Annotated in this window: 12 protein-coding genes; all 12 read left to right on the top strand. The window is 48.3% G+C overall.

Going from position 1 to position 13,233, the window contains the following annotated elements:
• Window positions 1–149: 149 nt before the first annotated feature.
• Window positions 150–1,469, top strand: coding sequence for a 23S rRNA (uracil(1939)-C(5))-methyltransferase RlmD (gene rlmD / locus P2G85_RS10540; protein ID WP_275864047.1), 1,320 nt, complete (start codon window positions 150–152; stop codon window positions 1,467–1,469).
• Between the two features lie 126 nt (window positions 1,470–1,595).
• Window positions 1,596–3,815: a GTP diphosphokinase gene (gene relA, locus P2G85_RS10545; protein WP_275864048.1), complete on the top strand. Its 2,220-nt coding sequence runs from the start codon at window positions 1,596–1,598 to the stop codon at window positions 3,813–3,815.
• A 93-nt stretch (window positions 3,816–3,908) separates the two neighbouring features.
• Complete coding sequence (mazG, locus tag P2G85_RS10550) at window positions 3,909–4,706, top strand: nucleoside triphosphate pyrophosphohydrolase (protein WP_275864049.1); 798 nt, start codon at window positions 3,909–3,911, stop codon at window positions 4,704–4,706.
• Window positions 4,707–4,852: 146 nt separating this feature from the next.
• Complete coding sequence (locus tag P2G85_RS10555) at window positions 4,853–6,493, top strand: CTP synthase (RefSeq protein WP_275864050.1); 1,641 nt, start codon at window positions 4,853–4,855, stop codon at window positions 6,491–6,493.
• Between the two features lie 78 nt (window positions 6,494–6,571).
• Entirely contained in the window at window positions 6,572–7,873 is a 1,302-nt protein-coding gene (eno, locus tag P2G85_RS10560) for a phosphopyruvate hydratase (protein WP_182032042.1), read from the top strand.
• A gap of 380 nt (window positions 7,874–8,253) precedes the next feature.
• Window positions 8,254–8,535 carry a cell division protein FtsB gene (ftsB, locus tag P2G85_RS10565; protein WP_275864051.1) on the top strand — a complete coding sequence of 94 codons (282 nt, stop codon included), beginning with the start codon at window positions 8,254–8,256 and terminating at the stop codon, window positions 8,533–8,535.
• Between the two features lies 1 nt (window position 8,536).
• Window positions 8,537–9,241 carry a 2-C-methyl-D-erythritol 4-phosphate cytidylyltransferase gene (ispD, locus tag P2G85_RS10570; RefSeq protein ID WP_275864052.1) on the top strand — a complete coding sequence of 235 codons (705 nt, stop codon included), beginning with the start codon at window positions 8,537–8,539 and terminating at the stop codon, window positions 9,239–9,241.
• A 17-nt stretch (window positions 9,242–9,258) separates the two neighbouring features.
• Complete coding sequence (ispF, locus tag P2G85_RS10575) at window positions 9,259–9,735, top strand: 2-C-methyl-D-erythritol 2,4-cyclodiphosphate synthase (protein WP_275864053.1); 477 nt, start codon at window positions 9,259–9,261, stop codon at window positions 9,733–9,735.
• Between the two features lie 46 nt (window positions 9,736–9,781).
• Complete coding sequence (gene truD, locus P2G85_RS10580; protein WP_275864054.1) at window positions 9,782–10,825, top strand: tRNA pseudouridine(13) synthase TruD; 1,044 nt, start codon at window positions 9,782–9,784, stop codon at window positions 10,823–10,825.
• Complete coding sequence (gene surE / locus P2G85_RS10585) at window positions 10,825–11,598, top strand: 5'/3'-nucleotidase SurE (RefSeq protein ID WP_275864055.1); 774 nt, start codon at window positions 10,825–10,827, stop codon at window positions 11,596–11,598. The genes truD and surE overlap by 1 nt, the downstream gene beginning before the upstream one ends.
• 2 nt (window positions 11,599–11,600) lie before the next feature.
• Window positions 11,601–12,227 (top strand): protein-L-isoaspartate(D-aspartate) O-methyltransferase, encoded by a 627-nt coding sequence (locus P2G85_RS10590; protein WP_275864056.1) that lies wholly within the window; start codon window positions 11,601–11,603, stop codon window positions 12,225–12,227.
• A gap of 13 nt (window positions 12,228–12,240) precedes the next feature.
• A complete protein-coding gene (locus P2G85_RS10595) occupies window positions 12,241–13,164 on the top strand; it encodes a peptidoglycan DD-metalloendopeptidase family protein (protein WP_275864057.1) in 924 nt (307 codons plus the stop codon).
• Window positions 13,165–13,233 lie beyond the last annotated feature (69 nt).

Below are 13,233 nucleotides of genomic sequence, written 5' to 3' on the forward strand. Positions count from 1 at the left end.
ATATTCCTCAAGCGGTGTGAGCCGGCTTGGGTAACGCAGTGACGTCATCGAATAAACGATAAGCATAATCAAGTCACTCGGTTCATACAACGGCTGGCTTTAAGAATAGTGAAGCCGTAGCGCAATTAAAGAAAACTCAGGCAAACAGCATGGCACGTATTTTTCAACCTAAAAAGAAAACACAACTTAATACCCGTCATCAGGCGGTGCAGGTAGAGCGATTGGACCACCATGGTGCGGGTATTGCTTATCTGAAGAAAAAACCGTTGTTTATCGATGGGGCATTACCGGGTGAGGAAGTGCTGACTCAGTTGGTTGAGGAAAAAAGTAAATTTGCCCGAGGCCAACTGATCAGAGTTCTAAAACCGAGCGCTGAGCGTATCGAGCCATTTTGCCCCCATTATCAGCAGTGTGGCGGTTGTGATTTGCAACATCTGGATAGCTCGGCACAATTGACTTACAAGCAGCAGACTTTACGCCAGTTGATGCAAAAATTTGCCGGTCGTGAGATGGACCTGGAACCACCTGTGGTGGGGCCTGCACGTGGCTATCGACGCCGGGCCCGGGTTAGCTTGCAGGTCGATAAGAAAACCCGTCAGTTGCAGTTTGGTTTTCGTAAAAAACAGAGCAAGCACGTCACCGGGGTTACAGATTGCCCGGTGCTGGCACCACAACTGAATGCACTGCTGTTACCTATTTATCAGCTGCTAGGCAGTTTCAGCAAGCCGGAGCGGTTTGGCCACGTGGAGTTGGTGTTGGGCGATAACGGCCCGTGCATCACCCTGCGCTATAGCGGTAAGCTCTGTGAGAGTGAGCAGCAAGCCCTGATGGCATTGGCGTCGGAGCATCAGGCGACATTGTATCTGATGCCGGCCAGTGACCAGCTAGTGCGGGTATCTGGCGAAGAACCTTATTACCAGGAAGTTGGAGTGACCATCCCGTTTACGCCGAATAACTTTATCCAGGTGAATCAGGATGTGAATCAAAAAATGGTCGCACAAGCGCTGGCCTGGTTAGACCCGCAGAGTGATGAGCGTGTTCTGGATTTGTTCTGTGGTTTAGGCAACTTCAGCCTGCCGCTGGCAAAACTTGCCCAGCAGGTGGTGGGTATCGAAGGGGTGGCGGAGATGGTCAAAAAAGCCGCAACTAATGCATCGTTGAACCAAATCAAAAACGTGGAATTTTATCACGCTAACCTTGAACAAGATTTTGCGGGCCAGGTTTGGGCAGCAAAATCGTTTGATAAAGTGCTGTTGGATCCGGCCCGCGCTGGCGCAAGTGGGATCATCGATCAGGTTTCAGCACTGGGAGCGCAGCGAGTGGTTTATGTTTCCTGTAATCCTGCTACCCTTGCAAGGGATAGTCAAAGCCTGCTGGAGCAGGGGTATCAGTTAACCAAACTCGGTATGCTGGATATGTTCCCCCATACCAGCCATCTGGAATCGATGGCACTATTTGAAAAGTCCTGAGCTTGAAGCAAGGTATCGGTGATCAGGTTGAAATAATGGTCACAAAGCCAGCAGTTGCAGTTGGCCCAAGAACTAACCGGGAAGTCGTTAGTCAAATCACTCAGATATAATAATTAGGATGATGAGATGGTTGCGGTAAGAAGCGCGCATTTAAACCAAAATGAACAGTTTGAACTCGAAAGCTGGGTGGCTAGCCTGGAACAAGAGAAGAACACAGCGAAACGCTTAACCGAAGTGTATCGTGATTGCCAATCGATTTTGGCGGATCACGAGCAGGCAGAGCTTTTGTTGTGGCGTGGACGGGAGATGATCGAAATCTTGATCACCTTGTCGATGGACAAAGCGACGTTAGTGGCGGCGCAACTGTTTCCTCTGGTCTCAAGCGGTGCTTTTGATAGAGAAGTGCTTGAAGAAAAATACAGCAAAGAGATCATTAAGTTGATTGATGGCGTCGAGGAAATGGCGGCTATCGGGCAACTTAACGTTACCATGGAAGGCGGCGCGGCGTCGTCTCAGGTGGATAACGTTCGTCGTATGTTGCTGGCGATGGTGGATGATTTCCGCTGCGTGGTCATTAAGCTGGCGGAACGTATCTGCAACCTGATTGAAGTTAAAAAAGCGCCGGACGACGTTCGTCGTGCTGCAGCAAAAGAGTGTGCGAATATCTATGCGCCACTGGCTAACCGTCTTGGTATTGGTCAGTTGAAATGGGAAATCGAAGATTACGCATTTCGTTATCAGCAACCAGAAACCTACAAGCAAATCGCCAAGCAACTGGCTGAGCGTCGTATTGTTCGTGAACAGTACATCAAAGACTTTGTTGATGACTTAACTCAAGAGATGCAAGTTTGTGGCATCAATGCCGAAGTGAGCGGTCGACCAAAGCACATCTACAGTATCTGGCGCAAAATGCAGAAAAAGAGCCTGGCTTTTGATGAGCTGTTTGATGTGCGTGCGGTGCGTATCATTGCGGATAAACTGCAGGACTGTTACGCCGCGCTTGGTGTGGTGCACACCAAATATAAGCACTTGCCAAGTGAGTTTGATGATTATGTGGCCAACCCAAAACCAAACGGTTACCAGTCGATCCATACGGTGATTTTAGGCCCGGAAGGCAAAACGATCGAAATCCAGATCCGCACCAAGCAAATGCATGAAGAGTCGGAGCTGGGGGTTGCAGCGCACTGGAAATATAAAGAAGGTGCCAGCAGCCGCAGTGGTTACGATGAGAAAATTACCTGGTTGCGTAAACTACTGGATTGGCAGGAAGAAATGTCTGACTCCGGTGAAATGCTGGATGAGCTGCGCAGCCAGGTGTTTGATGACCGAGTGTATGCCTTTACCCCGCGTGGTGATGTGGTTGATCTGCCGATGGGCGCGACACCGCTCGATTTTGCTTACCACATTCACTCTGAAGTGGGTCATCGCTGTATCGGGGCCAAAGTGGCGGGTCGCATAGTGCCGTTCACCCATAAGCTCCAGATGGGCGATCAGGTCGAGATCATCACAGCCAAAGAACCTAACCCGTCACGGGACTGGCTCAATCCTTCATTGGGCTTTGTCCATTCTGGCCGGGCGCGCGCCAAGATTAATGCATGGTTCCGTAAGCAAAGCCGCGAGAAAAACTTAGAAGCCGGCCGGGAAATCCTTGAGCATGAACTGGCGAAGATTGGCGCGACACTGAAAGATGCCGAGCAGTACGCGTTAAAACGCTTCAACGTCAACACGCCGGATGAGCTGTATGTTGGGGTGGGCAGTGGTGATTTACGCATTAACCAAATCATCAACCACATTAATGCCCTGGTCAACAAACCGACCGCCGAAGAAGAAGACCAGCAAGCACTGGAAAAACTGCAAGGCGCCGGGTTAAAAGCCCCTGCACAAAACCGGCCGAAGAAAGATGCGGTGGTGGTCGAAGGGGTCGATAATCTGATGACTCACCTGGCGCGTTGTTGTCAACCGATCCCCGGTGATGATATCTGTGGCTACATTACTCAGGGGCGCGGTATTTCCGTGCACCGTAGCGATTGTGAACAGCTTGAGGAGCTGCGCCTTCACGCACCGGAGCGGATCATTGATACTGTATGGGGCAGTGGTTTTGTTGGTTCGTATATTTTGACGGTCCGTGTTGAAGCCATGGAGCGGGGCGGCTTGCTAAAAGACATCACCACCCTGTTCGCCAATGAAAAAATCAAGGTGACCAGCATGAAGAGCCGGATGGATTACCGTAAGCAACTTTCGATCATGGATTTTGATCTGGAAGTGACCAATATCGAGGTACTTAACCGGATCACGGCGCGCGTCGAACAGATCAAAGATGTGATGTCGGTGAAACGCCTTGGCTAAGGAACATCGGCAAACTTGACGCAATCATGCGGGGTTATTCAAGAAAGGTGAGCGCTGTGGGCTGCTCACCTTTTTATTTAGAGGATAAGAGAAATGAGCCATCCCATTGAACAGTTAGAACAGATCATGACTCAATTGCGAGATCCTAAACAGGGTTGTCCCTGGGATCTCAAGCAGACGTTTGACACCATCGTGCCACACACGATTGAAGAAACTTATGAAGTGGTGGATGCGATACAAAACCGTGACTGGCCAAACCTGAAAGAAGAACTGGGTGACTTGTTGTTCCAAGTGATCTTCTACAGCCAGATGGCAAAAGAGCAGGGGCTGTTCGATTTCTCTGATGTGGTGGAAACCGTCAACGAAAAGTTGACCCGCCGCCATCCACATGTTTTTTCTGAAGTTGAATTCGATTCAGAAGAAGAGATCAGCGCTAACTGGGAAGCAGAAAAAGCCAAAGAGAAAGCACAAACAGGCAAAGCTGAAGAAAGTATTCTAGACTCAATACCAAACTCATTACCGGCGCTTTCGCGTGCTACAAAAATTCAGAGAAAGTGTGCGAAATATGGTTTTGACTGGGATTCATTAGGGCCTGTGGTCGGCAAAGTACAAGAAGAGATTGAAGAAGTGATGGAAGAAGCGCTTCAGGTCTCCCCTAATGAGAGTAAAATTGAGCTCGAATTGGGTGACTTGTTGTTTGCGACGGTAAATCTTTCCCGACATCTGGGTAAAGATCCGGAAGTGGCTTTGGCAAAAGCGAACCTGAAGTTTGCCAGACGTTTTCGCGGTGTTGAGGCTATAGTGGCGTCACACGGTAAACAGTTGACCGACTTTAGTTTAAATGAGCTCGATCAGATGTGGGATCAGGTCAAGCAAGAAGAGTTACGCTAGGCTCGGGCCCCGACTTTGATTTGAAGCAAAAAATAAAAAATTGCAGTGTGATAGATTTCACGTTGTCGCGGTAAGGAGCTTCTGGTATATTTACGTCCCGTCCAGAAGCACTCCATTTCCCTCATTCAACCAATTTCAGGTTAAACATGACGACAAATTACATTTTTGTTACTGGCGGGGTTGTATCCTCTCTAGGTAAAGGTATTGCAGCAGCATCTCTTGCAGCTATTCTAGAAGCTCGTGGTCTTAAAGTGACTATGATGAAGCTTGACCCTTACATCAACGTTGATCCAGGCACAATGAGCCCAACTCAACACGGTGAAGTGTTCGTTACGGAAGATGGCGCAGAGACTGACCTTGACCTTGGTCACTACGAGCGTTTCATCCGCACCAAGATGACTAAGCGTAACAACTTCACTGCTGGTCGTGTTTATGCAGACGTACTACGTAAAGAACGTCGCGGCGATTACCTAGGTGCAACCATTCAGGTTATCCCTCACATCACTAACGCTATCAAAGACCGCGTAATCGCAGGTTCTGAAGGCCATGATGTTGCTATCGTTGAAGTCGGTGGTACGGTAGGTGATATCGAATCACTACCATTTATGGAAGCTATCCGTCAGCTTGCTGTAGAACTAGGCCGTGAACGTGCAATGTTCATGCACCTAACGCTAGTTCCTTACCTAGCAGCGGCAGGTGAAGTGAAAACTAAGCCAACTCAGCACTCTGTTAAAGAGCTGCTATCTATCGGTATCCAACCAGATATTCTTGTTTGCCGCTCTGATCGTATGATCCCAGCGAACGAGCGTAAGAAAATTGCGCTATTCTGTAACGTTCCTGAGAAAGCGGTAATCTCAATGAAGGACGTAGATTCAATCTACAAGATCCCTCAACTGGTTAAGTCTCAAGGTCTAGATGACCTAGTTTGTGCTCGCTTTGGTATCAACGCACCAGAAGCTGACCTGTCTGAATGGGAACAGGTTATCTATGAAGAAGCGAACCCAACTGGCGAAGTAACTATTGGTATGGTCGGTAAATACATCGAACTACCAGATGCTTACAAGTCAGTAAACGAAGCACTTAAACACGCAGGCTTGAAAAACCGTCTAAACGTCACAATTAAATACGTAGATTCTCAAGATGTTGAGACGAAAGGCGTAGAAGTACTTGAAGGTCTAGATGCAATCCTAGTACCTGGTGGCTTCGGTGACCGTGGTATCGAAGGTAAGATTCGCGCAGCACAATACGCTCGTGAAAACAAAGTTCCTTACCTGGGTATCTGTCTGGGCATGCAGGTTGCACTGATTGAATACGCGCGTAACGTAGCGGGTATGGAAGGTGCACATTCAACAGAATTTAACAAAGACACTAAGTACCCTGTGGTAGGTTTGATCACTGAATGGGTAGACGAAGCGGGTAACGTAGAAGAACGTACTGAAACGTCTGACCTGGGTGGTACGATGCGTCTTGGTTCACAGCTGTGTCACCTGGAGAAAGGTACCAAAGCTCGTGAACTATACGGTAGCGCGACGATCCATGAACGTCACCGTCACCGTTACGAAGTAAACAACGTTCTTCGTCCGCAAATCGAAAAAGCGGGTCTGAAAGTATCAGGTCTGTCAGCGGACAAAAAACTAGTGGAAATGATTGAGAACCCGGCTCACCCATGGTTTGTAGCGGCTCAGTTCCACCCAGAATTCACATCGACTCCTCGCGATGGGCACCCATTGTTTGCAGGTTTCGTTAAGGCTGCGGGTCAAAACGCACGCGGCGAATTCGAGCAGTAAAAAGGATACGGGCGGCGGCGAAGGTTGTGCTGCTGCCTTTTAAATTTGACATTTATATTTGAACGAGAGGAAACATTAATGTCTAAGATCGTTAAAGTTCTAGGTCGTGAAATCATCGACTCACGTGGTAACCCAACTGTAGAAGCTGAAGTACACCTAGAAGGCGGTTTCGTAGGTATGGCGGCAGCTCCATCTGGCGCATCTACTGGTTCTCGCGAAGCTCTTGAGCTACGTGACGGTGACAAAGCACGTTTCCTAGGTAAAGGTGTTCTTAAAGCTGTTGAAGCTGTAAACGGCGCAATCGCTGAAGCTCTAGTTGGCAAAGACGCTAAAGACCAAGCTGCAATCGATGCAGTAATGATCGAACTAGACGGCACTGAAAACAAATCTAAGTTCGGTGCGAACGCTATCCTAGCTGTTTCTCTAGCAAACGCTAAAGCTGCTGCAGCGGCTAAAGGCATGCCTCTATACGAGCACATCGCTGAGCTAAACGGTACTCCAGGTCAGTTCTCTATGCCTCTACCAATGATGAACATCATCAACGGTGGTGAGCACGCAGACAACAACGTTGACATCCAAGAGTTCATGATCCAACCAGTTGGTGCTAAGACTCTTAAAGAAGGTCTACGTATCGGTGCAGAAGTATTCCACAACCTAGCTAAAGTTCTTAAGTCTAAAGGCTACAGCACTGCAGTTGGTGACGAAGGTGGTTTCGCTCCTAACCTTAAATCTAACGCTGAAGCTCTAGAAGTTATCGCAGAAGCTGTTGCAGCTGCTGGTTACGAGCTAGGCAAAGACGTTACTCTTGCTATGGACTGTGCTGCATCTGAGTTCTTCGACAAAGAAGCTGGCATCTACAACATGAAAGGCGAAGGTAAAACTTTCTCTTCTGAAGAGTTCAACCACTACCTAGCTGAGCTAGCTAACCAGTTCCCAATCGTTTCTATCGAAGACGGTCTGGACGAGTCTGACTGGGATGGCTTCAAGCACCAAACTGAACTACTAGGTGACAAGCTTCAACTAGTAGGTGACGATCTGTTCGTTACTAACACTAAGATCCTTGCTGAAGGTATCGAGAAAGGCGTAGCTAACTCTATCCTTATCAAGTTCAACCAAATCGGTTCTCTAACTGAGACTCTAGCTGCAATCAAGATGGCTAAAGACGCAGGTTACACAGCGGTAATCTCTCACCGTTCTGGCGAAACTGAAGATGCAACTATCGCTGACCTAGCGGTAGGTACTGCTGCAGGTCAAATCAAGACTGGTTCTATGAGCCGTTCTGACCGTGTTGCTAAGTACAACCAACTAATCCGTATCGAGGAAGCTCTAGGTGAGCGCGCTCCTTTCAACGGTCTTAAAGAAGTTAAAGGCCAAGCTTAATTCTTATTGAATTAGTTTAGCTAAATAGCTTTTTGAAACCCTCGCTACGGCGGGGGTTTTTGTTTTTGGCAGGAAGTGCCAGGTGAGCGCGCTCCTGCTACGTTACAAAAAAGCGGTCTAAACGCAGTTAAAGGCCAGGGTTAACTCCTTGTTGAATTAACCGTTTAGCTTTATCGCGTTTGCCAACGCCCCGTACATGCGGGGCGTTTTTGTCTCTGGAGTTATCCAAGGTTAGCGATGGATGATACGCGCAGTGTCAGAACTTACACGTTATAATAAGGACAGCGTGAGTCTTGGTTCCCGCCCTAGAGGCAAAGCCACATTTATGCTATATATGTCAGCTTATCTAATTCCTTCCGGTACAGAATGTTAGCAGCGATATGCGAATATTTGTTATAGCCCTTACGTTATTGTTTGGTTGGCTTCAATATACCCTGTGGTTTGGTAAAAACGGGATGTCGGACTACTATACGGTAAAAGGGGAAATTGAAGTACAACAGCAGGTGAATGGCAAGCTGCAAGCGCGTAACAGCGAAATGTTCGCCGAAATTGATGACTTAAGACAAGGGCTGGATGCAATCGAAGAGCGCGCTCGTCATGAGTTAGGTCTGGTTAAAGAAGGCGAAACATTCTACCGTATTGTTGGCGAGGACAACCATTAAGATGTCGGATTTCACCTCACCTATGATTGCGATCGTACCTGCGGCCGGTGTTGGCAGCAGAATGAAGGCCGATCGGCCGAAACAGTACTTGTTGATCAATGGTAAAGCGGTATTAGAACACACCGTAGAGAAACTGCTTTCTCACCCGAAGATTTCTAAAGTCGTCGTTGCCATCACCGACGGTGACCCATACTACCCAGAGTTGTCGATTGCTCAGCACCCAGACGTTATTCGCGTGGCTGGTGGTAAAGAAAGAGCCGACTCGGTGTTATCAGGGCTGAACTATGTAACTGCACAGCTTAAGAGCGAGTGGGTATTGGTTCACGACGCGGCAAGACCTTGTGTAGCTACAGCAGATATTGATCGTTTGATTGATGTTTGCAGCGCTCACAAAACCGGCGGGATTCTGGCGTCGCCTGTGAGAGACACCATGAAGCGAGCCAACTCAGTGCAGGATATTGATCATACGGTAGACAGAGAAGCACTGTGGCACGCACTGACGCCACAAATGTTTAAAACCCGGCAATTAGCAGAAGCTTTGGCTGACGCACTACAGCAGGGCGTGGCAATTACCGACGAAGCATCTGCTTTGGAGTGGTTGGGGGAAACACCGGCTTTAGTCCAGGGCAATGCGAATAATATAAAAATCACTCAACCAGAAGATCTCGCCCTGGCCGAGTTTTATCTAAGCCGCCAGCGCGGTTAGTCAAAAAAGGATAAGTAATGATTCGAATTGGTCACGGTTTTGATGTTCATAAATTTGGTGGCGAAGGTCCGGTTATCATTGGCGGTGTACAGATCCCTTATGAGCAAGGATTGATCGCTCATTCTGATGGTGATGTTGCTTTGCACGCTTTGTGTGATGCTCTGCTGGGCGCGATTGCGGCCGGCGACATCGGCCGTCACTTTCCTGATACGGATGATAAGTGGAAGGGCGCGGACAGCCGTGAACTGCTCAAAGATGTCTACCGCCGGGTGAAAGAGCAGGGCTATCGTCTGGGTAATGCGGATATTACGATAATGGCCCAGGCTCCCAAAATGGCTCCTCACATTGACGCCATGTGTGCCGCTATTGCCGAAGATTTGCAAACCGACATCGGCAACATCAACGTAAAAGCGACCACGACAGAACGTCTCGGTTTTACTGGACGTAAAGAAGGCATTGCAACAGAAGCGGTTGTGCTTCTGTTTAAGCAATAACCTAACAATTTGCTCCCCAAAGCTGTGACAACAGCGGAAAAATATCATGTCAGACATATTATCTTCATTGGCTTACCTGACGGGAAAGCCAGTTGCATCAGCAAAAATTAAAGCGCGACCAGAGCATTTTCAGGTTCGCGAGGATCTTGGCTTTTCTTTCGCAGGAGAAGGTGAGCATCTAATGGTGCGTATTCGCAAAACTGGCGAGAACACCAGTTTTGTCGCTAATGAACTGGCCAAAGCCTGCGGCGTTAAATCGAAAGACGTCAGCTGGGCGGGGCTGAAAGATCGTCACGCCGTGACAGAGCAGTGGCTAAGTGTTCATTTGCCCAAAGGTGATACTCCAGACTTCAGCGCATTTTTAGCCCGGTATCCAAGCATTGAAATTTTAGCCACTGATCGACATAACAAAAAGCTCCGTCCGGGTGATCTGGTCGGCAACGATTTTGTGATTACTTTGTCTGAAGTAACCGACGTAGCGGATGTAGAACAACGCCTTGAACAAGTGAAACAAATCGGCGTGCCAAACTATTTTGGCAGCCAGCGGTTTGGCAATAATGGCAACAATCTGGAAGAAGCGCGCCGTTGGGGGCGGGAGAACGTTCGTACCCGTAATCAGAATAAACGTAGCTTGTACTTATCGGCGGCCCGTTCCTGGATTTTCAACCGAATTGTTTCTGCGCGCCTGGAGCGCAACGTATTTGATCAATTTATCGATGGTGATATTGCGCAAACTGCAGCTGGCCTTGTGCCTGTCGATGCTGGTAACCAGGCTGAACTTCAAGCGCAGTTTGAACAGGGTGAAGCTGCCATTACCGCAGCACTAGCGGGTGATAATGCATTACCGACTCAAGCACAAGCTCTCGCGTTGGAACAACCGTTCCTGGATGAGGAGCCTGATCTAATGGCGTTGATTCGCGGTAACCGCATGCGTCATGAGCGTCGGGATATTGCGTTAAAACCAAAAGATTTAGCCTGGAACGTCGAAGGTAATAATATCACGTTGAGCTTCTCACTCGATGCGGGGTCTTTTGCCACGTCGATTGTTCGTGAGTTGGTTAATGAGGTAAAAATAGAAAGAGAATACTGATGGAACTGGACTCACTAAATGCCACACCTTTAAGAATTCTGATCAGTAACGATGATGGTGTGCATGCTCAGGGAATTCATGCTTTGGCTGATGAACTGCGAAGCATTGCAGAAGTGACCATCGTTGCACCGGATCGAAATCGCTCCGGTGCTTCAAACTCGTTGACCCTGGAACAGCCATTGCGAGTTACACAGATCGCGCCAAACATTTACTCGGTACAAGGTACGCCAACCGACTGCGTTCATTTTGCATTAAATGAGTTAATGAAGGATAACCTGCCAGATCTTGTCTTGTCAGGTATTAATCATGGGGCAAATTTAGGTGATGATGTGCTGTATTCGGGTACCGTTGCTGCCGCCATGGAAGGGCACTTTCTTGGCGTTCAGTCGATAGCCTTTTCACTGGTTGGAAAGTGTCATTTTGAATCTGCCGCAAAAATAGCCCGTCAATTAGTAGAGCAGCACTTAGCCTCGCCAATTCCAACGAATCGTCTGTTGAACGTTAACGTGCCTGATTTGCCGTTAGAAAATCTTGGTGACATTGAAATCACCCGTTTAGGCGCTCGTCATCACGCTGAGAATATGATTAAGCAGAAAGATCCCCGAGGCCATGATATTTATTGGTTAGGTCCACCGGGCAAAGAGCAAGATGCGGGTCAAGGGACAGATTTTTATGCGATTGAGCATGGGCAAATTTCACTGACCCCGCTGCAGGTCGACTTAACGGCCCATGAGTCATTGCGAGCAATGGACAGCTGGTTAAAGGAAGAGTAATCATGAGTAATCCACAGGCTGACAGGCTAATAGAATTTCTTATTGCAAGTGGTATCAAAGATCAGCGTGTACTGGACGCTATGCATCGTTTGCCGCGTGAGTGTTTTGTTTCTCAGGCGATGATGCACCAGGCGTACGACAACAATGCCCTGCCGATCGGCAAAGGACAAACGATCTCCCAGCCCTATATTGTGGCGCGGATGACAGAGTTGCTGCAGTTGCAACAGCAAAGCCGGGTACTGGAAATTGGCACCGGCTCTGGCTATCAGACGGCGGTGTTGGCGCAGTTGGTGGATCATGTTTATTCGGTCGAGCGGATCAAGTCATTGCAATGGGATGCTAAGCGCCGCTTGAAACAGCTTGATATCTATAATGTCTCGACTAAACATGCTGATGGATGGCAAGGCTGGGCATCCAAAGGGCCATTTGATGCGATTATTGTGACGGCGGCGGCCGAGAGCGTGCCGGATGCTTTGCTGCAGCAGCTAAAAGACGGGGGCATTATGGTCATCCCTGTCGGGGAAAATGATCAGCAGTTGTTAAAGATTGAGCGTAAAGGAGACCAGTTTTTGTCTACCGTGGTTGCTATGGTGAGGTTTGTGCCATTAATTGCCGGTGATCTGGCGTAAGGAACATTACACAGTGAAGTGGGGACTAAGGCGGTTTGGACTGAGTATGATGTTAGCTGCGGGGCTGGTGGGCTGCGCGGCGCATTCGCCTGCGCCGGTTTCGAGTCTCAACAAAGATTACTCCAGTGTTGAGCGAGGCAGCTACCGCGGTAGTTACTACGAAGTACAGAAAGGCGATACCCTTTATTTTATTGCCTACATCACAGATAAAGATGTAAATGATTTGGTGAGTTACAATGACCTCTCCGGATCTTACACGATTTTTCCCGGGCAGAAGCTCAAACTTTGGGCCCCCGCATACAATGCGCCAAAGTATGGTAAAACCGCCGCCCCTGTTATCCCACCTAAGGTTGTTAAGGTTCCGCCGCCGGTAAGCAAACCGGCAACATCGGCGACAGGACAAAAATCAAGCAAAAACTCTAGCGCAAAGCCTAAACCAAGCCAGGCAAAAGTCGCACAAAAACAGCCGATAAAGAAGGTTGAACAATCACAGACAAAGGAGTATGTTGGTTCGAAAGGTAAGCAAAATGTTAAACCGAAAGCACCAACCAGTACGGCAAATAACGACAAGGTGTCGAAGTGGTTGTGGCCGACAAAAGGGAGAGTAATTAAGAGTTTTTCCGCGGGAGAACAAGGGAATAAAGGGATTGATATTGCTGGACAGCGAGGCCAATCCATCGTTTCTACCGCACCTGGCACCGTCGTTTATTCGGGGAATGCGCTGCGTGGTTATGGCAACCTGATCATAGTAAAGCATAACGAAAATTATTTGAGCGCATACGCACACAACGACAGATTGCTGGTGAATGAAGGACAAAATGTTAAAGCGGGTCAAAAAATAGCGACCATGGGTAGCTCCGGAACAAAATCCGTAAAACTGCATTTTGAAATTCGTTATCAGGGTAAATCGGTGAATCCAAAACGCTATTTACCTTAAGCTTTGAATAACAACTTGCGAAATCATTTAGCGACATATTGAGTTGTGATGTCTTGCTAACTCGCCAGG

It is taken from the genome of Vibrio sp. CAU 1672 (genome assembly GCF_029223195.1).
GTDB lineage: Bacteria > Pseudomonadota > Gammaproteobacteria > Enterobacterales > Vibrionaceae > Vibrio.

What these genes read in the sequence shown, in the direction of transcription:
- P2G85_RS10590 (WP_275864056.1), top strand. Translation starts at nt 11,601, where the DNA reads ATGAGTAATCCACAGGCTGACAGGCTAATAGAATTTCTTATTGCAAGT.
- truD (WP_275864054.1), top strand. Translation starts at nt 9,782, where the DNA reads ATGTCAGACATATTATCTTCATTGGCTTACCTGACGGGAAAGCCAGTT.
- eno (WP_182032042.1), top strand. Translation starts at nt 6,572, where the DNA reads ATGTCTAAGATCGTTAAAGTTCTAGGTCGTGAAATCATCGACTCACGT.
- rlmD (WP_275864047.1), top strand. Translation starts at nt 150, where the DNA reads ATGGCACGTATTTTTCAACCTAAAAAGAAAACACAACTTAATACCCGT.
- ispD (WP_275864052.1), top strand. Translation starts at nt 8,537, where the DNA reads ATGTCGGATTTCACCTCACCTATGATTGCGATCGTACCTGCGGCCGGT.
- surE (WP_275864055.1), top strand. Translation starts at nt 10,825, where the DNA reads ATGGAACTGGACTCACTAAATGCCACACCTTTAAGAATTCTGATCAGT.
- relA (WP_275864048.1), top strand. Translation starts at nt 1,596, where the DNA reads ATGGTTGCGGTAAGAAGCGCGCATTTAAACCAAAATGAACAGTTTGAA.
- ftsB (WP_275864051.1), top strand. Translation starts at nt 8,254, where the DNA reads ATGCGAATATTTGTTATAGCCCTTACGTTATTGTTTGGTTGGCTTCAA.
- mazG (WP_275864049.1), top strand. Translation starts at nt 3,909, where the DNA reads ATGAGCCATCCCATTGAACAGTTAGAACAGATCATGACTCAATTGCGA.
- ispF (WP_275864053.1), top strand. Translation starts at nt 9,259, where the DNA reads ATGATTCGAATTGGTCACGGTTTTGATGTTCATAAATTTGGTGGCGAA.
- P2G85_RS10555 (WP_275864050.1), top strand. Translation starts at nt 4,853, where the DNA reads ATGACGACAAATTACATTTTTGTTACTGGCGGGGTTGTATCCTCTCTA.